This window comes from Enterococcus sp. DIV1368b (genome assembly GCF_050529595.1).
Taxonomy (GTDB): domain Bacteria; phylum Bacillota; class Bacilli; order Lactobacillales; family Enterococcaceae; genus Enterococcus_B; species Enterococcus_B mundtii.
The window spans coordinates 1,718,637-1,743,069 of record NZ_CP172883.1; the positions used below are offsets into that span (position 1 = coordinate 1,718,637).

18 protein-coding genes are annotated in these 24,433 nt (G+C 36.4%); 1 reads left to right on the forward strand and 17 read right to left on the reverse strand.

What is annotated here, in order from left to right; all coding sequences use genetic code 11:
• Positions 1-334: 334 nt before the first annotated feature.
• The 7 genes from IGJ19_RS07950 to IGJ19_RS07980 are packed head-to-tail and all read right to left on the reverse strand — an operon-like array spanning position 335 to position 6,810.
• The gene (locus tag IGJ19_RS07950; protein ID WP_071866284.1) at positions 335-1,552 is read right to left on the reverse strand and encodes a PTS sugar transporter subunit IIC; all 1,218 of its coding nucleotides are present in this window, start codon (positions 1,550-1,552) and stop codon (positions 335-337) included.
• On the reverse strand, positions 1,545-2,306 hold the full coding sequence (locus IGJ19_RS07955) for an HAD-IIB family hydrolase (protein ID WP_115357738.1): 762 nt from the start codon (positions 2,304-2,306) through the stop codon (positions 1,545-1,547). The genes IGJ19_RS07950 and IGJ19_RS07955 overlap by 8 nt, the downstream gene beginning before the upstream one ends.
• Positions 2,278-3,426, reverse strand: coding sequence for a glycosyltransferase (locus tag IGJ19_RS07960; RefSeq protein WP_115357739.1), 1,149 nt, complete (start codon positions 3,424-3,426; stop codon positions 2,278-2,280). The genes IGJ19_RS07955 and IGJ19_RS07960 overlap by 29 nt, the downstream gene beginning before the upstream one ends.
• A gap of 12 nt (positions 3,427-3,438) precedes the next feature.
• Positions 3,439-4,713 carry a glycosyltransferase family 2 protein gene (locus tag IGJ19_RS07965; protein ID WP_430603617.1) on the reverse strand — a complete coding sequence of 425 codons (1,275 nt, stop codon included), beginning with the start codon at positions 4,711-4,713 and terminating at the stop codon, positions 3,439-3,441.
• Entirely contained in the window at positions 4,688-4,993 is a 306-nt protein-coding gene (locus IGJ19_RS07970; RefSeq protein ID WP_081355902.1) for a nucleoside triphosphate pyrophosphohydrolase, read from the reverse strand. The genes IGJ19_RS07965 and IGJ19_RS07970 overlap by 26 nt, the downstream gene beginning before the upstream one ends.
• Positions 4,986-5,609 carry a hypothetical protein gene (locus IGJ19_RS07975; protein ID WP_430603619.1) on the reverse strand — a complete coding sequence of 208 codons (624 nt, stop codon included), beginning with the start codon at positions 5,607-5,609 and terminating at the stop codon, positions 4,986-4,988. Before IGJ19_RS07975 ends, IGJ19_RS07970 begins: the two co-directional genes overlap by 8 nt.
• Positions 5,599-6,810, reverse strand: a complete 1,212-nt coding sequence (locus tag IGJ19_RS07980) for an aminotransferase class V-fold PLP-dependent enzyme (RefSeq protein ID WP_142433382.1) — start codon at positions 6,808-6,810, stop codon at positions 5,599-5,601. The genes IGJ19_RS07975 and IGJ19_RS07980 overlap by 11 nt, the downstream gene beginning before the upstream one ends.
• A 225-nt stretch (positions 6,811-7,035) precedes the next feature.
• Here IGJ19_RS07980 and IGJ19_RS07985 point away from each other — a divergent pair, with 225 nt between their 5' ends.
• Complete coding sequence (locus IGJ19_RS07985) at positions 7,036-7,917, forward strand: Rgg/GadR/MutR family transcriptional regulator (RefSeq protein WP_071866277.1); 882 nt, start codon at positions 7,036-7,038, stop codon at positions 7,915-7,917.
• A gap of 562 nt (positions 7,918-8,479) precedes the next feature.
• Here the strand turns inward: IGJ19_RS07985 and rlmD are convergent.
• The 10 genes from rlmD to IGJ19_RS08035 form a co-directional block, all read right to left on the reverse strand.
• On the reverse strand, positions 8,480-9,844 hold the full coding sequence (gene rlmD / locus IGJ19_RS07990) for a 23S rRNA (uracil(1939)-C(5))-methyltransferase RlmD (protein ID WP_086334765.1): 1,365 nt from the start codon (positions 9,842-9,844) through the stop codon (positions 8,480-8,482).
• 164 nt (positions 9,845-10,008) lie between these two features.
• A complete protein-coding gene (locus IGJ19_RS07995; protein WP_023519798.1) occupies positions 10,009-11,055 on the reverse strand; it encodes a diacylglycerol kinase in 1,047 nt (348 codons plus the stop codon).
• A gap of 9 nt (positions 11,056-11,064) precedes the next feature.
• Entirely contained in the window at positions 11,065-12,495 is a 1,431-nt protein-coding gene (gene gatB / locus IGJ19_RS08000; protein WP_071866275.1) for an Asp-tRNA(Asn)/Glu-tRNA(Gln) amidotransferase subunit GatB, read from the reverse strand.
• Entirely contained in the window at positions 12,492-13,964 is a 1,473-nt protein-coding gene (gatA, locus tag IGJ19_RS08005) for an Asp-tRNA(Asn)/Glu-tRNA(Gln) amidotransferase subunit GatA (RefSeq protein ID WP_071866274.1), read from the reverse strand. The genes gatB and gatA overlap by 4 nt, the downstream gene beginning before the upstream one ends.
• Complete coding sequence (gene gatC / locus IGJ19_RS08010; RefSeq protein ID WP_010735262.1) at positions 13,964-14,269, reverse strand: Asp-tRNA(Asn)/Glu-tRNA(Gln) amidotransferase subunit GatC; 306 nt, start codon at positions 14,267-14,269, stop codon at positions 13,964-13,966. Before gatC ends, gatA begins: the two co-directional genes overlap by 1 nt.
• Before the next feature lie 93 nt (positions 14,270-14,362).
• Positions 14,363-16,405, reverse strand: coding sequence for an NAD-dependent DNA ligase LigA (gene ligA, locus IGJ19_RS08015; RefSeq protein ID WP_071866273.1), 2,043 nt, complete (start codon positions 16,403-16,405; stop codon positions 14,363-14,365).
• Between the two features lie 20 nt (positions 16,406-16,425).
• Positions 16,426-18,669, reverse strand: coding sequence for a DNA helicase PcrA (pcrA, locus tag IGJ19_RS08020; RefSeq protein ID WP_430603624.1), 2,244 nt, complete (start codon positions 18,667-18,669; stop codon positions 16,426-16,428).
• A 434-nt stretch (positions 18,670-19,103) separates the two neighbouring features.
• Positions 19,104-21,266, reverse strand: coding sequence for a hypothetical protein (locus tag IGJ19_RS08025; protein ID WP_430603626.1), 2,163 nt, complete (start codon positions 21,264-21,266; stop codon positions 19,104-19,106).
• 205 nt (positions 21,267-21,471) lie between these two features.
• Positions 21,472-21,843, reverse strand: a complete 372-nt coding sequence (locus IGJ19_RS08030) for a hypothetical protein (RefSeq protein WP_071866270.1) — start codon at positions 21,841-21,843, stop codon at positions 21,472-21,474.
• A gap of 105 nt (positions 21,844-21,948) precedes the next feature.
• Positions 21,949-24,153 (reverse strand): hypothetical protein, encoded by a 2,205-nt coding sequence (locus tag IGJ19_RS08035; protein WP_430603627.1) that lies wholly within the window; start codon positions 24,151-24,153, stop codon positions 21,949-21,951.
• Positions 24,154-24,433: the final 280 nt, after the last annotated feature.

Here is a 24,433-nt window from a genome sequence, read left to right on the forward strand (position 1 = left end):
TGCTGTGTTGACGTTGATTGGTGCAATGGTTACATGATGGTGAATCGCCGTAACAAATAGAGAAGCCAATGCTTTGGCCGATCGTTGCAGTGTGCGATACGCTTAAACTGCTTGGACAAACACAAGTAAAGCACCAATGGCAGAATTTCCAGGGATCAACGGTAAAATCACTCTGCGCAAACGATAAAAATACAACCACCAAAAATCACTGCACTTTCATCTAGAGTAGCGCCGATGTTCAGTAAGACTATGATTAAACATGAAATAAAGAGAATTGGAAATTTTAAAACAGGCTTAGTTTAGAACGAATGAGAGTACAGCAAATCTGTCGTGCCTACCCAATCAAAGTTCCTTTATTTTTAGTCCTTACGAACGGTGCATATATCATGATGTTCAATGCAATCAAAGCCATTTGCAGAAAGGCTCCAGAAACTCCAGAGGCTAAGAATCCAGAAATAATAGGTGGTGTCGTCCATGGAATTTGGATGCCATTTGTTTTCGCTACAATTCCTACACTCATAGAAAAATAAGCTATGACTGTGTTGACTACTGGACAAAGAATAAATGGGAAAAATACTCTAAAGTTTAGTAAAATCGGAAGGCCATAAATTATTGGCTCGTTTATGTTAAATAAACCTGGGATAAATGATACTTTTGCTATACTTTTTTTTTCACTGTTCTTTGAGAAGAATAGTATTGCTAGAATTAATGCAAAGGTACTTCCGCTTCCTCCAAAATTAATAAATAAAGATTGGAACGTTCCAGTAATAATATTTTTAGGAACTTCTCCTTTGGTTATACTCAAAAGATTTTCCATATTTAATGAAAAATAAATCGGATTCATTATTGAATTGAATAGATAACTCCCATTAAACCCAAAAAACCATAACAATGTAATTCCTAGATTAATTATGATAACTGCTGGAAGAGTACTACCTAAATTCGTGATCGGTACTTGGATTAATCCATTGATCATACTAGATGGATTGTCTATTTTTAAAGTTACTAAGACTAATTTTATAAAAAATAATACTACCGTGGTCGTAAGGAAAGGTAACAAATATTCAAAGCTTTCTGCTACTTCTCTTGGAACAGAAGAATGTAGATTTATCTTTTTTTTCTTTTTAAAACTTACAGTTAATATACCGCATGTCATAAGAGCACAAAGCATCGAAAAGAATATACCTTGTGATCCAAGTGAATCGATCAATTGATCTGGGGATTCAAGCGGCAAAAAAATAAAATAAGCGAATATTGTTGATGTGATGTACAGTATATAATCTTTCTTTTTTATTTTACAATAATTATAGGCAATCGATATTAAAATAAACAAACCTATCAGATTATTAAAAGCATTGGGAATTGAAGGAAGGGCAGTCATCCATAATACATTGAAATTTTTTTCCATAAATTTAGTAAAAGTTGGGATAGGAAAATTCACTATCAGAATAAAAAATGAACTGATAATCGTAATTGGCATCAATGAAATAAAACTATTTCGCAATATTTTTAAAAGTAAATTATTTTCAATCGTACTATATACTTTATTCATTTTGTTCTTCCTTTTTTAAGGAGATTTCTGTGAGTGAACTAATAATATTATTTGCTACAGTAAATAACTCACTATTTCCATTAACCATGCAATATGATTTTTCAGTAAGCATAAGCATCTCTTTATCATTTAATTCATCTCCAACAATGATTGAGTTGCTGACATCAGCTTCGACTAAATTTCCTAAACAAATAACGGAACTAGCCTTTCCACTCCCAAGTGGTGAAATATCAATGTATTTTTTATTTTTATTCACCTGAAAGCCTGTCCTCTCTATAGCTTTTGTGAAAATATCTATTTCACTGCTTAATTCTTTATAACCATTGACTTCTAAAGTAACAGAGTTTGTTATTAAAGGGGTATTGGATGTTCTTTTCAAAAAATTATTACTATGGATTCCTTCTAAAAAAATATTCTGTTGAAGATGACTAAATGTAATATTGATAATGGTCTCTTTTTTTACTAACATTTTTTGAATTATCGGTAATATCATACTAGTTTTCATAATTAAACTTAAAAGTATGGAACCGTGTTTATCCATTACTAAAGCACCATTATTAAGTATACAATATTCATATTCAAAGTTATATTCTTGTATAAAACGATGGAACATTGCGTAATTTCTTCCTGTAGCCAAAACAATTGGATGCCTTTTAGATACAGAACTTAAAAAGAACAATTCCTCTTCTGTTACTTTTTTCTCTCTATAGATTGTTCCATCGATGTCACTTATAAAAAAAATAGAATCCATCATTCCCTAACTCCTTTTCACAAATTGTAATATACGTTCTCACTCCCCAATAATTGGGAATTGTTTCATAATAATGGGACTTGTAAAAGTCCATTTCTAATATCCCTTGAGTCGTAGCGATACCAAAATATGGATTGATCTCAAGCACACGCTTAAAAAATGAGAGTGCTTGAAAATAGTTCTCGGAAAAAAAGTAGGTTAGCCCTATATTTATATATATGTGTATACACAGAGGTGAAATTTCAAATGCTTTCTCGAAAAATTCCCTAGCAGTTTCATAATTCCCACAACAGAGTTCTGTTATTCCTAATGAATTTAGAGCCCTAGTATTCTTAGGATTAATGATTAGTACTTTTTGAAATTGTTTTTTTGATCGTTGAATGTCATTTTCACTTCTAAAAATATATCCTAAAAAGAGTTGAGCAATTTCACTATCTGGATTAGCTTCTGCTGCTTCTTGTGCATTCTTCTTTGCTAATTTTAGTTTTCCTGCATTTCTTTGTATGATTGCCAAATAAGATTTCGCTAGTGTCTCTTTTGGGTTATTCAAAATTTGCTCGTTCATTATTTGAATATACTTTTCATTTTTCATTTGTCGTTCTTTGAAGGGTCTTAGGTGGCCTAAATGATTGAGTGTAATAGGAATATCGGCAACACTAAACCCTTTACATTTAATTGATGGTTCTATTTTTTCAGTGGCTTTTTTATAATATTTAAATCCACAATGATTCCGAAACAATTTTACCATTGAGTCAGAGTACCACCCACCTGTTCCAAAAAAGTTATACCTTAAAAATCTATAGCCACCAGTATTGCTATCATCACTATTACTTTTTATAAAATGTCTAATTTTGTACCAATCCGATTCCAATAGTAACTCATCTGCATCCAAGAATAATATCCAATCTTCTTCTACCTTCTCTAGCAAATAATTTCTCATAGCTGAAAAATCATTATTAAAAGGCTTACTATAAATATTAGTTGTATATTTTTGCGCAATTTGAATTGATTGATCAGTTGATCCCGTATCAAGTACATAAATAGCATCAGCAAAGCAGTTTCGAAAAAAATCATCTAAATATTCTTCTTCGTTTTTCATCATTAAACATAATGCTAAGCCCATCCAAAGGCCTCCTCAAATTTCAATATTTATTATTTCGTTATTTTGAAATTCAGTCATTTCTAATTTAAATTCTTCCAATGGATAAAACAAAGGATCTTTAACAAGATACACTTCAGTTCCAATTCTATATGCTTCCATAAAAATTCTTTTTTTCAAAGTTGGAAATATAGAAATTCCTGCGTCAAAAAGAAATACGCAATCAAAATAGTTATCCTTGTAATTTGTAGAAACACCAAAATATTTAGTCGTCTTGATTGTCGAAAGGTGTTTATTCACAACTTGCTCAAACCTATCGGACCATACTAGTATTTCTTGGGGCAATAACTGTTTTAATATGCCAAGTGAGTCAGTCCCTATGAATAAATTATTGCTTTTCATTTTTGACTTGATAGCACTCAAGTCATGGTGAGCATAAACTGGTGACATCGAACAAATAACAGTTACTTCTAATTTATTGAGAACGTTATTCAAATTTATCCCAGTAATGTATTTATATAATTCACTTTCTATTGCTGGATTCTTCATAAAAAGTTTGCACCTATTATTAAAATACTCCTTAGAAATGTTTTTTGACTTACTTGGATGCGGAAAATGAATAACCGGAGATTTTTCAGAAATTATAAAAGTGTTATTATTTAGAAATAATCGATAAGACAAATCCGTATCTTCTGCTCCCCAACCATTAAACGATTCATCAAATCCTTTCACTTTCATAAATTCGGAGTTATTACATGTGAAAGCACCACTCCATCCATATACCCATGGAGCTCTCAACGTTGAGAGATCATCTTTATACAGTTGAAAAACATCTTTTCTATAATCACTCCAGACGTCCTCATATGTTTTTAAAAACTGCCCAACATTCATCGGAGATATTTTTTCAAAAATAGATCGATTAGGTAGAGTATCTTCTACATTAAACCCATAAATATAATGTAAAAGCACAGTTTTATTTGTAACTTTTTTCAATTTAAGAATAATTTCTTCAAAAAAATCTTGCTTAAATATCATATCTACGTCTAGAAAAGTTATAAATTCTCCTTTTGCAAAATCAGCCCCATAATTTCTTAATTGAGAAATATTTCCTTGTGCATGTTCATAAATTGATACATTTGGAATAGAACTAGTTGAAATTGAGTCATTTGTTACAATAATCCATTCAAATTGGTAAAGATCAGGGCGAATAAGCTTCTCGATATATTCCAATAATCTATTCAATTCTTTCGGTTTGTTCATTGCTACAGTTACAAAGGAATGGATATTACTGTTTCCAATATATTCCTTCATTAAACCCACCTCGTTCTTCGTACTTTTTAGTTTTAGCGTGCAATACATGTTCTTTCTTTAATAAGTCAAAACTATAAAATGCGTCGATTACTTCTAGAATATCTGCCATCTCTTCATTTTTTTCATACACACTTTTAGCCTCAATAAATTCTTGTACTTCCTCTAATAGCTTTTTTTTAAGTTCACTTTCTACTTCAATAGACGTTAAATCAATGAATTTAGCATTTGGATTAGTTTCAAGTATTTTTTCTCTTAATTTGGTTCTAATTAGTTTATTCATTATTTTCACCTATAATTAACTTTTTCTTCGCTGAGTAAAATTTATTCCACTCAGGAAATTCTTGCCAGTTTGCTAATTCTGGTCTTCCAATTTTTATTGCAGTTATAAACCTTAAATACTGTCTTTGTAAAGGTTGCGTAATTGGTACAAGAAACTTCCTTGAAGTTACATCTTCATAATATAAATAATGTCCATATTCCATATACGCCTTGAAAAATTCACGATCATTTTCTAACTCGATAGGAAATAATCCATCCGCTTTAAAACTTTCTAGTAAGTCAATCGCAACAGGTACCGCATGCAAGTGTCTATGGTAGCATAATTGCTCTCCAGGTTGTACATTACAATAACCTACACGTCCATGTTCATAAAAAATACACGCCCCATAATACTTAGTTAATAAATTTCGTACTTTTTGTTTTAATTGAAGATATTCTTTTTTTAAAATATCTGGTAGAGCACCAATACAATGATAATGATCATTAGGCATAATTAGTGAATAACCTTCAACGATTTGACCAATAGCTAACCAGACTGTAAAATTTTCAGTTTTGATATAAATTTTATCTTTTTCCTGAGAACAAAATGTACAAAAATCAATCGTTTTATTTTTCATTGAAATACTTCCTTTCTGGAATGGGCAATTCATAAACCCTTGGAAGCTTAATATTTTGATATTCTCCCACCTTGTTACAAATCCCTCCCAAGATATCTATTAGTTTGTCTGCCTCTTCCTTTGTATTTGATTCAGATAAACTAATCCTCACACAACCATATACATTGTCATGGATATGATGGTGTAAAAAGGGTGCGCATAGTAAACCTGAGCGTGTCTTAATATTTTCTTTTTGAAGTAAGCTAGAAACTCGTGCAGCAATCATTCCTTTAATATTAAAAGAAACGATACCTAATACATTGGCATTGCTATAAATATCAATATTATGCATATCAGTTAATTTATTTATTAAATAATCCGTCAGAGTATATATGTATTCTTTTTTATTTTTTAAAGTCTCTATAGACATTTCTGATAAACTACAATACAAAGAAAAAATTCCTGGATAGTTCAATGTTCCTGATTCAAAATAATATGGGAGAGTCCTTGGCTGACTAAGAAGTTCTGATAAAACACCGGTGCCACCAACTTTCAAAGGAGAAATACTAGTATGCTTGGGGTTAATATAAAACCCACCAATACCAGATAACGCTTTCAAAGCTTTATGACCAGTAAAAACGATAAAATCTGCTTCAAGGTTATTTTTATCAATTTCTATATGCCCTATGGTCTGAGACATGTCAATCAAAATAGGAATATCTCCTTTTTGTTTGACACGTTTACAAATCTCGGCGATTGGTTGTACTTGACCAGTTACATTTGAACCATGGTTCACTATAACAAGATCTGTTTTTTCATCGATAAAATCAATTAGTTCATCTACATTGATTAAACCATAGCGATCACATTCAACCCAATCAACTGTTATATTTCTAATCTTTTGTAAATAGGTTAACGGACGTATTACTGAATTATGTTCTGTGACAGTAGAAACTATATTTGCGTTTTTATTTACGAATCCAAAAATAATGGTATTCAGAGCTTCTGTTGCATTACTTGTAAATATAATATGGGTTGGATACTTTACTCCTATAAGCTCTGTTAGTTTTCTCCTAGTTTCAAAGATATAATCACTTTCTTCAGTTGATTCTGAACGATTGTAACTACCGTCAGTATTTTTTATAAAATCTGAAATACTTTCCAATACTTTTTTACTTTTAGGAAATGATGTAGATGCGTTGTCAAAGTAAATAGAATCCATAGAATCGCCTCCAATATTTTAATTCGTCATCATTTTTTTTTGAAACTTAAAAATATAAATTTTGTTTTTCTCTCTTTGTTTTAACTATTGTTCTTTTTTATTTATATCAACCCCCGCTCTTCTATGTATTATTCGATACTATATCTATCGCTAGAAATATTATATCTAGAATATGATATAATGTTTCCAGAATGTACAGATTTCCGTCAAGAGAGGTGGTTACCAATGAAACATCATGAAATAATAAAAAGATTACGCAAAGAAAGAAATATAAGTCAGAGAACTCTAAGCGAAGGGATTTGTAGCCGAACAACTCTTTCTTCTTTCGAAAATACTGGAACTAATATTTCTTTGAATTTGTTCCAATCGTACTTGGACAGATTAAATATTTCTGTTGAAGATTACTTTTTACTACATTTTAATGAAGAATGGCCAAATCAAACAGTAGCTTCAAATAAGGAAAAAGCGAATAAAGTATTAGAAAAAGCCTATTATACGTATAACTGGACTGACTTAGAAGAAAAAATAAACCATACATATCAGCTATACATGAAAAGTAATGATTTCTATTATTATTACTTATTCATCCAATACAAATTATTATTATATCGAAAAATCAGGGCTGAAAAATTTATTATCACAGAGAATGAAGTTATGGTTATAAAGAACTATTTAAATGATGTAGAAGTATGGGGAGCATTCGAATTAAATTTATTCTCCAACTGTCTCTCCCTTTTTAATGATGCTTATATTTTTTCAAAAGTAAAAATTCTTCGAAAAAAATATCGGAATGTGCGAGGGAGTTTTAAATTTTACAAATTATATAGCTTCTTTATAATCAACGTTATCATGTTGAAATTTGAAAGAGACGAGCTTGAAAATATGAACTTCTATTTAGCCGAACTCAAAAGTTTCAACACGATCAATTATGTAAGAGAACGTATTTTATATAATATTTTTACTGAGATCTTAAAATGTAAGTATGATCCTACTGTCAAAAATTTCAACACGATTGATTCATTTATCGATATGTTTAGACTATTGGATTTTAATGATTATGCTCAAGAAATGGAGACTTTCGCAAAAAAAATGCTTGGATTAAGGTAATTTTATAGGGATTTACTTGTAATCTATCCATCTTCCAAAAATGTTGCTAGTGATTATGGCTCCAACCATTAACAAGAGTGATGTCAGAAAAAAACATCAACAAAATGCTGATACTTTTAATCTATAAAACCACTAAAGATTGTAAATTTTATACACAAAGTTTTTTAAGAAGTCTAATTTGGATAGTATCAATCGTCTATTTTACAAAATTTTTGACCTATCGAGTACATTCAGGATTAGACCCCAAAACATTTAAAAATCTTTTGATAGTTTTCAAAATCAACAATCTATTGGTATAAAGACTTTCTAGTCGCTCTCCTCCATCCTTAATGTGATGGTCTAGTTTATAGTCCTTTGTGAATGTGAAAATTTTATGTACGTTGCTAATTTCAGGTGACAACTAAGTTTTCTTTTTATATTTTGAGTACGATACCATTTTTAGAAGAGCTCTCCTTGATAACTAATATTATCACTCACCTAAAAAAGACGTTTCTTTTGACAGAAACGTCTTCTAAAATGAGTTTATAGGATATAATGCCTTGCGCTCATCTATTTAAATCAATTAACCTTTACGTAATAATCCGACACATTCCACATGATGTGTTTGTGGGAATAAATCAACTGGTTGGACTTTTTCCAATTTATAACCATCTTCTGCAAACAACTTCACATCTCTGGCAAACGTTGCAGGATTGCATGAGATATAAACGATTCGTTCAGGAGCCATCTCGATCGCTGAATCAATAAAGCGTGCATCCAAGCCTTTTCTTGGAGGATCGACAACTAAAACAGTTGGTTTGATCCCTTTTTCTTGCCATTTTTTCATGACTGTTTCGGCTTTTCCAACTTCATAATGCGCATTTTCGATTTTATTTGTCAATGCGTTAAACTGTGCATCTTCAATTGCTGCTGGTACGATTTCCATTCCATAAACGCTTGCTACTTGGTCTGCGATAGATAAACCAATCGTTCCAATTCCTGAATAGGCATCAATCACGACATCGTCATTTTTCAATTCAGCAAATTCAATCGCTTTTTGATACAGTACTTCGGTTTGTACTGTATTGACCTGATAAAAGGATTTAGAAGAAATACGATAGGTCTTACCAAGTAATTGATCTTCAATATAAGATTGTCCGAAAAGAACTTTTTCTTTTTCTCCTAAAATGACATTCGTTTTTTCTTCGTTGATATTTTGGATCACTGACACCACTTCCGGTAAAGCTTCATGGATGGCTTCAGCGATTTCTTTCGCTTTGAAGAATTTTTCTTTTCGAGTGACTAGAACGACCATCATTTGATGGGTGTAATGACCTCTACGAACAATGATATGACGAATTTGTCCTTCATTTTTTTCTTCATTGTAGCCACGTACTTGGAAACGTTGCAAGATGTCTCTTACCTTAATGATGGCTTGATCGATTTGTGGGTCTTGGATGAAGAAATCTTCTATTTCCACTAAGTCATGACTGTTTTTCTTGTAAAAACCAGTCACTAATTCGCCTTCGACGCGACGAACAGGAATCTGTGCTTTATTGCGATATCCTGTAGGTTCTTCCATCCCGATCGTTGGTTGTACTGTGACTTCAGGCATTTTAGCGATTTTAGCTAAAACGTGTTCGACTTGTTTTTGTTTGAATACTAATTGTTGATCATAACTTAAATGGGCTAAAGGAGCGATTCCTGTACGCAACAGAACATTACTAGTGATTTCTTGACGGTCTGGTGACGTCGTCAACCAGTTTTCGACCTTACCGTAGCCAAATTTATTGCCTGCTTTTACGACAAGGATCTCCACTTGTTCACCTGGCAAAGCATTTTCAATAAATAATGGATAGCCATCAATTTTCGCAACACCTAACCCCTCGTAACTTAAATCGATGATATCAACAGTATACCGTTCATTTTTCTTAATTGTTTGTGTCATTTCATTACTCCTATTCTTTTGAATGGTTTCTAATTTTGTCCGTTCAACAAAGGAAAGAGCTGGGATATCCATTCATTCCCAGCCCTTTTTTTCTTCAGTCTATTGGAAAAAGCAAGTAATCCTATGATCATTGCTTTTTCCTTCTAATAGTCGTCCAATCCTGCTCAGTTCTGATCCTTATCAGCAATTTTGCCATCGCCATCGATGTCTTCATCCGTCAAACGTTCTACTTCTTTGACGAATTCTTTGCTAACTTCTTCTAGTTCTTCTTCCTCAAAACCAGTGATTGCCTCATCTGGAATTTGATCTGTGTTTGCATAAAACTCGATATGTTGATGAAGATTTTGGAAATGCATCGGAGCATTACCTCCATATTCGCCATCTAAATTGATCATGACAGGACGATTCGCATTATCTTCGGTTTCAACATAAAGGGAACTTGTTTTTGTATAAATGACCCTTGGATCATCTACATGCTTTCCTCCATTGAGCATGAGTGCCGCAATGTGTAGGATCTCAAAAATATTCGCCGTTTTGACAATGATCAAAGAAAATTTTCCATCATCTAGCTTTGCATCAGGCGCAATTTGTTCAAATCCACCAACGGAATTCGTCAACCCTAAAAAGAACATCGAAGCATTGCCATTATATTCTCCTTCGTCATACTTCAAGTGCATCTTGATCGGTTTGACACGTGGTAACATTTCTGCTCCTTTTGCCAAATATGCAAGATAGCCAAAAATACTTTTCAATTCGGAAGGAACTTCGTAGGTCAATTCTGTCAAGTAGCCACCAGCTGCAATATTGATGAAATAGCTATTATCGGATTGACCGATATCCATTTTGACTGTTTGATTCTTTTTGATGACTTCTGCTGCTGCCTTGATATTATCTCGAGGAATCTTCAAGGCGCGAGCATAGTCATTGGTCGTTCCCGCTGGAATGATCGCCATTTTAGGTCTAACTTCCAGTGAGGCGATACCATTGACGACTTCATTGATCGTCCCATCGCCACCAGCAGCAACGACAAGATCAAAACCTAACTCAGCGACTCGTCGTGCTTCATTTTTTGCCGAGTCCTCTTCCGGAGTCGTGGCATAAGCACTTGCTTCATAGCCCGACTCCTCCAAAGCTTGGAGGATGTCGGCAAGATTACGTTTTAACAATTCTTTACCTGAGACCGGATTATAGATCACACGCGCTTTTTTCATAGCATCCCTCTATCGTTTCGCTAATTCTTCATTTAGCAATTTGTTGACCACACCTGGGTTTGCTTGTCCTTTAGTAGCTTTCATGATTTGTCCAACTAAGAAACCGACTGCACGGTCTTTTCCGTTTTTGAAATCATCAACAGATTGTTGATTGTTATCTAAAATTTCATTGATGATCGGTAATAACTTCGCTGGGTCAGATAATTGGACCCAACCGTTTGCTTCGACAACACTTTGTGCATCTCCGCCATTCATGATCAACTCACGAAAGACTTTTTTCGCAATTTTAGAACTGATCGTACCATCTGCGATCAAAAGAATCATACCTGCTAAGTTTTCAGGTGTTAATTTCGTTTCAGCTAATTCTAACTTTTCACTGTTTAAGTAAGCTGATACTTCACCCATCAACCAGTTGGATGCTTGTTTGGCATCTGCCCCATTTTCCAATGTTGCTTCAAAGAAATCAGACATTTCTTTTGATAGTGTCAATACTTTTGCATCATACTCTGGTAGACCCAGTTCACGAATATAACGTTCACGACGAGAGGCAGGCATTTCTGGTAAGCTTGCTTTCACTCGTTGGATCCATTCGTCATCGATCACGAATCTTGGGATATCAGGTTCTGGGAAGTAACGATAGTCACTTGACCCTTCTTTGACACGCATCAAGATCGTCTTATTCGTCGTTTCATCAAAGCGACGAGTTTCTTGTTGGATCTCTCCACCAGATAACAATACTTTTGCTTGGCGTTTTTCTTCAAATGCTAAACCTTTTTTGACAAAAGAAAGGGAGTTCAAGTTTTTCAATTCTGCTTTTGTCCCAAATTCTTCTTGTCCATAGGGGCGTAAAGAAATGTTCGCATCACAACGCATTGAACCTTCTTCTAATTTCACGTCACTGACTTCAGTAAATTGGATTACAGAACGCAAAGCTTCTAAATAAGCATAGGCTTCTTCTGGAGAACGCATGTCTGCTTCTGAAACGATCTCGATCAATGGTGTTCCTTGTCTGTTTAGATCGACATAAGAGTAACCACCGATGCCGTGCATGTTTTTCCCTGCATCTTCTTCTAAATGCACACGTTCAATGCGGATTTTTTTCTTTTTACCTTCTACTTCGATCTCAATCCAGCCATCATGACCGATTGGTTGATCGAATTGTGAGATTTGGTAAGCTTTGGGATTGTCAGGATAGAAATAGTTTTTGCGGTCAAAATGAGTATCTTTCGAAATTTCGCAATTCAATGCTAACGCTGCACGCATCCCAAATTCCAGCGCGGCTTTATTCATTACTGGTAAAACTCCAGGGTATCCCCAGTCGATCACATTGGTGTTGCTGTTTGGTTCAGCACCAAAATGCGCAGGAGCTGGAGAGAAGATTTTTGAGTTGGTTTTTAATTCCACATGGACTTCAAGTCCAATGACTGTTTCAAAATTCATTCGGCTTTCCCTCCTAAAATAGCTGGTTGTTGACGATGGAACTCAGTCGCTTGCTCAAACGCATAAGCTGCTTGATACATGGTTTTCTCTTCGAAATAATTACCGATGATCTGTAAACCAACTGGTAATCCTTCCGATAAGCCTGCAGGTACTGACATGCCTGGTAGTCCTGCCAAGTTCACTGGGATCGTCAAGATATCACTCATATACATCGTGATCGGGTCGTTGATATTTTCACCAAGACCGAACGCAACTGTTGGTGAAGAAGGGCCGATGATCAAATCATAATCCGCGAAAACTTTTTCAAAGTCACGCTTGATCAATGTACGGACTTGTCCTGCTTTTTTGAAATGCGCGTCATAGTAACCTGCACTCAATGAGAACGTTCCTAACATGATCCGGCGTTTTACTTCTTCTCCGAAACCTTCAGAACGTGAATTGACATAAACGTCATCCAAGTTCTTGACATCTTCTGAACGATATCCATAACGAATACCGTCAAAACGTTGCAAGTTCGAACTTGCTTCAGATGAAGCAATGATATAGTAGACAGCCACGCCATATTTTGAATGAGGTAAGCTAACTTCTTCAACTGTTGCACCTAATGAACGGAATGTTTCAGCTGCTTTAAGAATTGCTTCTTTCACGCCTTCATCGACACCTTCACCTAAATATTCTTTAGGTAAAGCAATCTTCATTCCTTTAATATCACCAGACAAGCCATCTGCAAAGTTAGGCACAGATACACCAGATGAAGTACCGTCTTTTTCGTCGTAGCCACTGATTGCGGTCAATGCTAATGCGTTATCTTTGACTGTCCGGGTCATTGGACCGATTTGGTCTAAAGATGAAGCAAATGCAATCAAACCGAAACGTGACACACGACCATAAGTTGGTTTCATTCCTACGATCCCATTGAAAGCGGCTGGTTGGCGGATACTTCCACCAGTGTCACTACCTAGAGAAACTGGCACTTGTCCTGCGGCAACTGCGGCGGCTGAACCACCAGATGATCCGCCAGGTACTTTTGTTTGATCCCAAGCGTTCTTTGTTTTTTTGAAGTAAGAAGTTTCGGTACTTCCGCCCATTGCAAATTCATCCATGTTCAATTTACCAACAGGGATCATGTCTGCTTCGTATACTTTTTCCATGACTGTCGCATCGTAGATCGGTTCAAAATTATAAAGGATCTTTGAAGCTGCTGTCGTCAAAAGATCTTTTGTCACGATGTTGTCTTTGATACCGATCGGGATACCAGAAAGGACATTATGCTCATCGATGCCTTTTTCATCTAAGGCTTTGGCTTGGGCTAAAGCTTTCTCTTCATTCAATGTAATGAATGCATCAATCGCAGGTTCTGTATCCTTGATACGATCAAATGTAGCTCTCACTAAGTCTTGTGCAGTGATTTCTTTTGACACTAATAAGTCGTGTAGTTCTTCTAATGAACGATTGTATAATTCTGTCATTATGCGCCAGCCTCCCCATTATCGATGATTGCTGGTACTTTGATGAACCCATCTTCTTTTTCTGGTACATTTTTTAATAATTCATCTCTGCTCCAACCTAGTTGTGCACGGTCTTGTCGCATGACGTTGACAGTTTCAACGACGTTTGATGTAAATGGTACGCCTTCTGTGTCTACTTCTTCCAGCATTTCTACCATATCAATGATTTTTCCTAATTGGTCAGTAAAACCTGCGCGCTCTTCATCGGCAAATTTCAATTTGGCTAACTTCGCTACATGTTTTACTTGTTCTTCACTAATCGCCATAGTACCCCTTCTTTCCTAAATGAAAACTTTGCTTCTTATTTTAACATAAGAAATTCGCATTCTGAAATTCTTTCTTGAAATTTATCTGAAAAATTATTCTGCTCCCTCGACAGGATGACTCTCTGCTAACGCGTCAGCCATTTGATCTTCCGTCCAAACCTCGACCCCTAACTCTTGGGCTTTCGTTAATTTACTACCCGCATCTTCGCCAGCGACAACGATATCTGTTTTTTTCGACACGCTACCAGTGACTTTTCCGCCAAGATTCTCAATCGTTTCTTTGGCTTCTTCCCTTGTGAATCGAGTTAGTTTACCCGTCAATACGATCGTCTTGTTTTTGAACGGCGATTCTACTTCTTTCAGCTGTGTCGAACGAATCCCTTTGTATTCAAGGTTGACACCTGCTTGTTTTAACTCTTCCATCAACTCGTGGACTTCTTCGTTGTCAAAATAAGTCACTACACTATCTGCAATAATATCCCCAATCGTATCTAATTGGATGATTGATTCAAAATCGCTGCGACTCAACGTTTCTAAATCGCCAAAATGCTCTGCTAAGATTTTCGCTGCTTTTGCGCCAACGTGACGGATACCTAAACCAAAGATCAAGCGTTCTACCGAGTTATCTTTGCTATTGTCGATCGCTGTTAAAATATTATTCGCTGATTTTTCTTTGATTTTGTCTAAGGTCAATAATTCTTCTTCTGTTAGTTTATAGAGATCGGCAACATCAGCGACTAGTTTCTTATCGTACATCTGTTCCAAGACTCTTGGGCCTAAGCCATCGATGTTCATCGCATTTCGGGAAACGAAATGGTTCAGTCCTTCTTTCATTTGTGCGGGACACTTCGGATTGATGCAACGCAAGGCAACTTCTTCATCTAAATGAACCAACTCACTGTGACAGACAGGGCAATGTTCGGGCATTTTATAAGGCTCGCTGTCTTTTGGACGTTTATCTAAAATAACTTGTGCGACTTCTGGAATGATATCCCCTGCCTTATAGATTTGGACAGTATCGTTCAAGCGGATATCTTTCATTTGGATATAATCCCCGTTATGCAGACTGGCGCGACTGACCGTCGTTCCAGCAACACGAACTGGTGTCATGATCGCTGTCGGTGTCACTACACCCGTTCTGCCGACCGTCCATTCGATTTCTTCGATGACCGTTTCTACTTCTTCAGGTGGAAATTTATAGGCTGTTGCCCAACGTGGGGCTTTAACCGTAAAACCTAATTGGTCTTGGATTGAAAAGTCATTGACTTTAATAACGATCCCGTCGATCTCATAAGGTAAGTCTTTTCGTTTTTCATGGTATTCCTCAATGAACGCCCAAACTTCTTCGATTGAGTGACAAAGCCGTTTTTCATGGTTCGTATGGAAACCGATCTTGTCTAATTCTTCTAACGCTTCGTATTGCGTAGTGGCTTGCATTGGTCCAAAATCGGCTACGGTATATAAGAACGTATCAAGATTTCTTTTTGCTGTGATCTTGGAATCTAACTGGCGCAAGGAACCCGCTGCAGCATTGCGGGGATTGGCAAAGACTGGTTTACCTTCTTCTTCATTTTTTTGGTTCAATTTTACAAATGAACGTTTTGGCATAAAGCATTCGCCACGCACTTCAATACTCATTGGTTCTTTTAATTTGATTGGAACAGAGCGTACAGTTTTCAGATTTTCCGTGATATTTTCGCCGACAGAACCATCCCCACGAGTTGCTCCCCGAACAAACTCGCCATTCTCATAACGCAAGGATACCGATAAACCATCGATTTTCAATTCACAGCAATAATCGACTGGATGGCCGATTGCTTTTTGGACGCGTTGATCAAATGCTAATAGTTCTTCTTTATTGAAGACATCGTTCAAACTATATAATGGAATGTCATGTGTGACTTTTTCAAATGCTGAAAGAATCTTTCCACCTACTCGTTGTGTCGGTGAATCTGCGGTGATCAGGTCTGGATATTGTTCTTCGATCGCCACTAATTCGGCATAGGTTTTGTCGTAGATATAATCTTCTACTGTTGGCTGGTCCAACACATAATACTCACGAGACCAACGATCTAACTGCACTCTGAGTTCTTCTGCTTTTTTTGTTGCTTCATCGATCGTCATTTCGTGTTCCATCTTTTTCTCCCCCTATTGAACTAAACTTTTTCGATTGGTGCAAAAGCGGCTAATACACGCTTGACTCCTTGACTTGGAAAAGCAATATCAAGTTCAAGATCTTTTGCGTCACCACTTACTCTAACCACTGTTCCTGGTCCCCATTTTTTATGTTTGACTTTATCTCCTGGTTTCCAACCACCTGTTTCACCACCTGTAGCGACTTTTGCTGAAACACCTGCTTTTGTTGGTTCTTGGTACTTAGGTGTCGCGTTATTCGTACGAAAAGGTGACGGTTGAGACGCATTCGGTGTTGGACGCATGCCATGGATGTCTAATAATTCTTGATCAATTTCTTCTAAGAAACGTGATGGGCGATTGTACTGCGTGCGTCCATACAACGTTCGCGAAAAGGCATTTGTTAAAAACAATGCTTCTTCGGCTCTGGTGATCCCCACATAAGCCAATCGACGTTCTTCTTCCAATTCACTTTCTTCCATCAAGGCACGTGAAAGCGGAAAAACCCCTTCCTCTAAACCAATCAAGAATACCACTGGAAATTCTAATCCTTTAGCCGCATGTAATGTCATCAATGTTACTTGTTTCGTTTCTTCTTCTAAATTATCCAGATCTGAAACAAGCGCTAAATCATTCAAGAATACGGTCAATTTGTCTTCTGGTGATTCTGCATTATCTAATCCTTCTTTTTCAAATTGTTTATCAAATTCTTGTGTCACGGTCAAAAACTCTTCCAAGTTTTCGATACGTGCTTGTGATTCTAAGGTATTTTGGATTTTTAGATCATCTAAATAGCCGCTACGCTCTAACACTTCTTTGGTTAACTCTGTGACGGTCAAATAAGGGATCATTTCAGTCAATTGGTGCATCATCTCGCCAAAAGAGCCTAATTGTGTTCCGGCTTTTCCACCGATGTTCGCTAATTCAACATTTCTTGCAGCCTCTAGCAATGGCCATTCGTGCATCGTGGCAAAGCTACGGAGTTTTTCCACCGATCCTGGTCCAATGCCACGTTTTGGTGAGTTGACGATCCGCTCAAAACTCAGTGAATCTTGAGGATTAGCCATCACATTAAGATACGCCAAAACATCTTTGATTTCTTTTCGATCATAGAATTTATGACCTCCAACCATTTTGTACGGAATATTGGCTTTCAGTAAGGTTTCTTCCATGACACGCGATTGGGCATTTGTTCGGTAAAGAATAGCAAAATCTCCATAATTCCGACGATTCATCTGGATCTCTTCTTGCATTCTTTCTACAATAAAACGTGTTTCGTCACGTTCATTGTCTGCTCGATAGTAGGTGATTTTATTCCCATCTTGATTTTCAGTCCATAGATTTTTGGGTTTGCGATTGCTGTTGTTTTCAATGACTTGATTCGCTGCATTCAAGATTGTTTTTGTTGAGCGATAATTTTGTTCTAACAAGATCACCGCAGCATCTGGATAATCTTTTTCAAAGTCCAAGATGTTTTGCATATCTGCTCCACGCCAACCGTAAATACTTTGATCTGCATCTCCTACTACGCAAAGATTTCTGAAACGTCCGGCTAATAGATTGACCAACGTATATTGTGCATGGTTCGTATCTTGATATTCATCTACATGGATGTAATGGAATTTGTTTTGGTAATACGTCAATGAATCTGGATGCTCATCAAATAAACGGATCGTATTCATGATCAGATCATCAAAATCCATACATTGGTTGTATTGGAGTTCCTTCTGGTATGCTGCATAGCATTTCGCAGCAATTTCTTCATAGTAACTGCCTTGCATTTTGGCAAAAGCCTCTGGTGACAATAAGCTATTTTTTGCTTGCGAGATCGAACCTAAAAGGCTTCTTGGATCGTACTTTTTAGGGTCGATATTCAGTTCCTTCAAAATTCGTTTCATCAACGATAATTGTTCGGAAGAATCAATAATCGTAAAGTTTCGGTTATACCCGATATAATCCACATCACGTCTTAAAATACGGACACACATGGAGTGAAAGGTAGATACCCAAACATCTTCGCCGCCTGTTTCTAAAATAGCATTGACCCGTTCTTTCATTTCTTTCGCCGCTTTATTGGTAAAGGTGATCGCCAAGATATTCCACGGATTCACTTCTTTTTCTTCAATCAAATAAGCGATTCGATGCGTCAAAACGCGGGTTTTCCCACTACCGGCGCCAGCCATCAATAAAAGCGGGCCATCCGTATGTAGAACCGCTTCTTTTTGACGAGGGTTCATTCCCTTTAATAAGTTTTCTTTGGATGACATTCACAACATCCTTTCTATTATCAATCCTTCTAATTATAGCATTATCATGCGGTTCAATAAAGGGAATCTTCTTGTGAAAGCTTGTTTATATCTTGTGAAGAACCTAGAATAAAAAAGAAATATTCTACTTTAATATACGTCTAACCATCGGTTTTACAAAATTTTGAAGAATTTCAAAAGGCGTCCATTTTGACCATTCATAAATGAATAAAGAACCCTTGTATCATGTCAGAAAAAGGTCAAAAAAGCAGTCTGGTCTATTGTTCTACTTTGTCATCCTAAAAAAGCCAGAAAATCTAAAATATGCCCATTTTTAGATTTTCTGGCTTTCGTTTGAAGATCCCTCTCCTAAAACATCCCTTATTTAGTTTTCAAATTAATAACAAGCTGCGTTCACCGCTTCTTCCGTACATGGCAACATCTATTTACTAAGTTCAACTTTGAGCGCTTAGTTTGTAGATGAACCGGTATCTCACATCATGTTTATCCGTCATGGGACCAGAATATTCTCCTTTAAGGTATAGTTTTAAGGGATTCTCAAGAAAAGGCAATACTTCAATTGAATCTGATTGATTTTCACCAAGAATCAATGGCCCAGAATGTTGCCCATTTGTCGCTGCTAAATGAAGACGTAAATGTTTATGGGCGTCTTGCACTACATTATTCACTAAAGTCACTGGCGTTTCTTCAATTGAATGGTCAATTACTTCAGTCACTGAAAAACCGATTGGAAAATTACTATGGCTGATGATTGGTTGGGCGGCGGCCAGTTCATCAAATTCTCCTGCTTCACGGACAGTAAAGAATTTCTCCAAAGGTACTTCCACACTCAGCACACTCTTAGGCACATCAACTACGAATTCCTTCCACAAACTTTGACTTAAGTATTTCTGAAGTTCTGGATCTTCTTGCATGATTCCTGTTACTTTCACATAGACATAGTAGGTGCCAGCGCGTAATTTTTCTTGTTTCCAAGTTCTTTCAGTCTCTGAAGTTTCAATTGCTACTACACCACTAGTTGCAGGGGTAGTACTAGTAATCTGCGATTGAGCCGCCTCTGTGTTGATGGACATCCCTGACCAAAGCGGTTCTTTACTCAGTATAAATTGATGATTCGTCAACGGGCGGTTGCTTGGTGTCACCGTCTCAATTGTCGTGGTCAGTTCACTCACATCTAAATCAACCTCTGGACTAGTCTCAACTGTTGGAATATCGAATTTTTTTTGGTAAATCACTTCATTCGTTATACCAAGCGTATACAAATCAACAAGTTGTTCTGTCGCAATATCTTTCGAAATCGGTTGATTATACCGATCCTGCGCATTGAATTGATAGCCACCGATTTCTCCAGATTGCCCATCTAAACGGTTGATTTGAATTTTTTCTATTCCACTACTAATTGAACTAGTTACTGACGTACTTCTTTTTTTGAACCTGATCAATTCAGGCTCATTCACATTAAACAAGACTTTAGAACTAGGCGTTAGAAGGGGATTAAACGTGGAGTAAGTGCTGAAAGTCAACTGTGCATCTTTAGCAACATTTATCTCCGACACCGTGGTTGAAGACTGCTTGGCAAACCCAAATTCCATTAACCCCTCACTTTCATAACTTAGCTTACTGCCTTCTCCTATAAATAGATCATATCCCACAGGGGTAATGCCTAACTGAGGAATATTGGCATTAATGATTACTTCCGAACGATCTTCTAGTTGAATTTGTAATCTTTGATCAGCCGAACTTTGACCGGTTGCTAATTGAGTACTAAATATCGCTGAATTAACGAGTCTATCATCAGAAATCAGATACGTTTTAGAATTTTCTGCAAATGTCACATGCCACATGTCGATCATCGAACTATAGATTGGAAGAAAAGAACCATCAATAGTGATTATATTTTCTCCGTAAAAAGTAATTGTAGATTCTTGGTTGTTAGTAAAAAATCGACGACCACCATAATTTGTATAAATCGTAATATTTTCTACACTTAAATGAAACGGAATGGACACATTAGCAGAAGTCAATATTCCAGATGTAGGAAGCAAACTTATCTCTGACCCTCCAGGAATTAGATAGCCCTTTTTACCAAAATTAAGATTTTTGATGGTTACATTTACGTTTGGGACTTGCACTCGAAAGAGATAAGATCCTTGGTTGGCATTGGAAGAATGCATGTAAAACCCTTGCCCGTCAATGATGATATCTTTATGAATATCATGGACACCTGAAGCGTAAAAAAGAATATTAGCAGTGTATTTAATATGATAAGGTCCGCTACCGGCATCGGTATTTATCGCATTTAACGCAGCAATCAAATCGTCTCGGGAAGCTACTGTATAAGGATCGGTTTCTGTCCCACTTCCACCATATGCTCTAGCCACTTGATTAGATTCTGATAGAGTCCCTTCTCCATTATCATTTACTGAATTGCGATCACTTCCCAAAAGATCAGGGTCCCTCTGTCCGCTTTGTACAATACTTGATTCAGTTTTTCCATCTACTAAATCAGTTTCAGCGTAAACTAATTGATTCAAAAATAATAGTTGAGTGAACAACAAAAATGTCCAATAGATAAGCCACCTTTTATGTTGTTTCATATTTACCTCCATGTATGAGATTTTTTTATTGATTCATAGAGAGTTCAACGCTTACTATAAGCCAGTTCACCCTTTTTTATCTGAAAACTCCTGATACTCTTCACTAGTTATTCACTTCATTATTCAGTTTAATGATGACCAGCCTGTAAGCGATGACATAAATAACTAAAAAATCAGTTCAGTTTCAATCGCTGTCTCCACTAAATCATTTGTTCATTTTACGATCAATAATTCGATAGCTGATCACAGCAAACACAAGGAAAATACCTACCCACGTCACAACTAAAGGTTCCGATTGTTCATTGGTTTTTGGAAAATAATCAATCGTTTGCGTTTCGACTTTGATCGGTATTTGGGTACTCCCTTGGATATCTGTTCGAATTGCTGTGTTTGTATCGTTTATTTGTTCAAGTTGCTCATCTGTCCTCGTTGAATCCGTCGTTGATGTGCGCTCCTCAGAAGAACTACTCTCCTCTGTTGATGGCTGACTTTCTCCAGGGGGTGGTTTACTTTCTTCAGTCGGCGGTCGACTATCCACGATACCTAATTCGCCTTTTAACTCTATATTTGTCTCCATAATATTCCTTACCTCTCTCTATTCAAAGATAACCAGCTTTAAATGTTCCCCTTATATCTATAAAAATCAAACGTTTCGACTGATCATCTGCTCATTTTTGCTTGATTATTTCGCGGTCAACTGATAAACAAATGAATAGCTGACCTCATGTTTTTGCTGGAGTGACCCAGCATATTCTCCCTTGAGATACAAATGCAACGGATTATCTAAAAATGGGAGTATTTCAATGGGAGACGCTTGATTCAGTCCCACAACTAGAGAACCAGAATCTTGGTTATTCGTCGTCCCTAAGTGCAAACGTAGCTGTTTGTTTGCGCCAGATAGAATTTCATTCACCAATGTCACAGGTGAAGCTGTGGCATGTTCCACGACTTCGGTTACCGTTAAATTGATCGGAAAATTACTGTGGCTGATAATCGGTTGAGAGGATGCAATCGTATCAAATTGCCCTTCTTCACGAATTTTAAAAATTTTTTCTAAAGGAACTTCGACATTTAATGGACTTTTTGGCACCTCGATAACGACTTCATACCAAAAGCTTTCACTTGGTAAATGTGCTAGTTCAGGATTTTCATGTAGTTGACCAGTTACTTTCACGTAGACATAATAGGTGCCAGCATAAAGTTTTTGCTCTTGCCATAAGCTTTCAGTAGGTGAAGATCGAACAGCAACCATTCCATTCGTTGTAAGGGTAGCATTGTTGATTTGAGTTTGTGCTGTTTGATTATTGACTGAACTACCTGTCCACAACCGTTGCTTACTTAATTTGAAATCGTGCTTTGTTAGCGGTCGCTCAGGCGGAATCGTTGTATTGATGGTAGTGGTTAAATTACTTATATCTATACCCACCTCTGGTTCTACTTGAATCTCGTCAATCACAAAATTCGGCTGATAGATAATATCATAAGTGCCTGAACCACCACTATAGACAGTAGTTAAATCCCTCGATACTGTGGTATTTGGAAATACACTTAAATTGCCAAGTTGAGTATTGGCGACCCTATAGCTAACTTGGTAATGACCACCAAATTCACTTGCTGTATCAAGTCGATTAACTGCAAATATCCCTCTTCCAGTTAATGTTTGTCTTGCTGCTGCTCTAAAAAGGATATACTTCGGTTTATCAGCCATAAATGTATAAGAATTGCCGATCATCGTTTGACTCTCATGTACGACAGTAGCGTTTGGTCCAACTAGTATCATTGTACCAACAGCACTAGAATATTGAGTGTGATAAATCATATAGGATGAAATAGCTGTCGGGTGCGTCGTATAAACAAATAGTCTCGCCTCGGTTCTTATATCCATCCTAATAGAATTTATTGCAGATATTGCTTTAGGAGTAGGTGTTACTATGGATAATTCGGCATTTCTGTCAATGACAAATGGTTCGTTTAAACTAGAATTACTCAGGTAAAAACAGTAATCTATCATAGAACTTGAAGGTTGCATCGCATAAATTGCAGTTGTGGAATTTTCCGCAAAGAATACTTGCTGGTTGATGACAAATCTTCCCGCATTTCTAAATGAATTATGCCCTTTAAATGTCACTCTTGCTGCGTAAATCACATCAAAATAGACTGTTCCATAGTAATTGATATTTTCAATAATTACAGATACATCATAAATAGAAGATGGACTGACACTTTCTCTATAGATCAAACGAGAGGGGTTTTTGTTGTAAAGTATACCGTTACCATCCATCAGTGTATCACTGCCAATATTCATGTTCCTGAGTGTAACACTTAATCCTGCCACAGCCACATTGAATAATCTTTCAGCTCTAGAAGGGCTGACATTATCATGCAATACATAATAGCCTTTCCCATCAATTACTACGTCTTTGTAAATATTAAAAACAATGGTGGCTCCTTCATAAATAATATTGCCCGTTAACTCAATATAATAGGTCCCAGTACCAGGATCATTTTGAATCATAGCCAAAGCGCTGATCATTTCGGCCTGAGAACCTACCAAATAAGGATCAATCTCAGTTCCGTTTCCTGCATGGGCAGTAATTGGCTGATCAGAGCTATCATTTAAAAATGTTTCTGGTATAACATTCTCATCGTTTTTATCGGAAAAGTTTTTTTGAGCGTCTGTAGGGCCTTCGTTTGTTTCTTCATACGACCAGCTATCATCTTCTGTTGGTATATTTAATGAATCATCCGAGCTTATACTTTCCGAATTGTTTACTGTTAATGGTTTGTCGCTTTCAAATGTCTCCGTTAGAGCAAAATGATGACTCATCGTTGAGCTAGTAAAACAAATAATAGAAACAACAATAAGTAAACGTGATATTTTTTTCATAACGACCTCCTTTTCCTACTGTTTGTCTCAGATCATCGCGAAGTCAATTGATACTAAAATTCTCAGCTGACTCCATGTCTTCGATGACTAAATTCTGAATAATGCACTCTTAAATAGAGTTTCAATGGCTTCTCTAAAAGGAAATCCCTTGAAGAATCACTGTAACAATTAATAGATGACGCACATTTTATTCATTTGATGAACATATAATATTTTTTCAATCATTTTTGTGGACAATTCTGTCACAACTCTTCATCCATCTAAAGCCGATTCCCTTTGT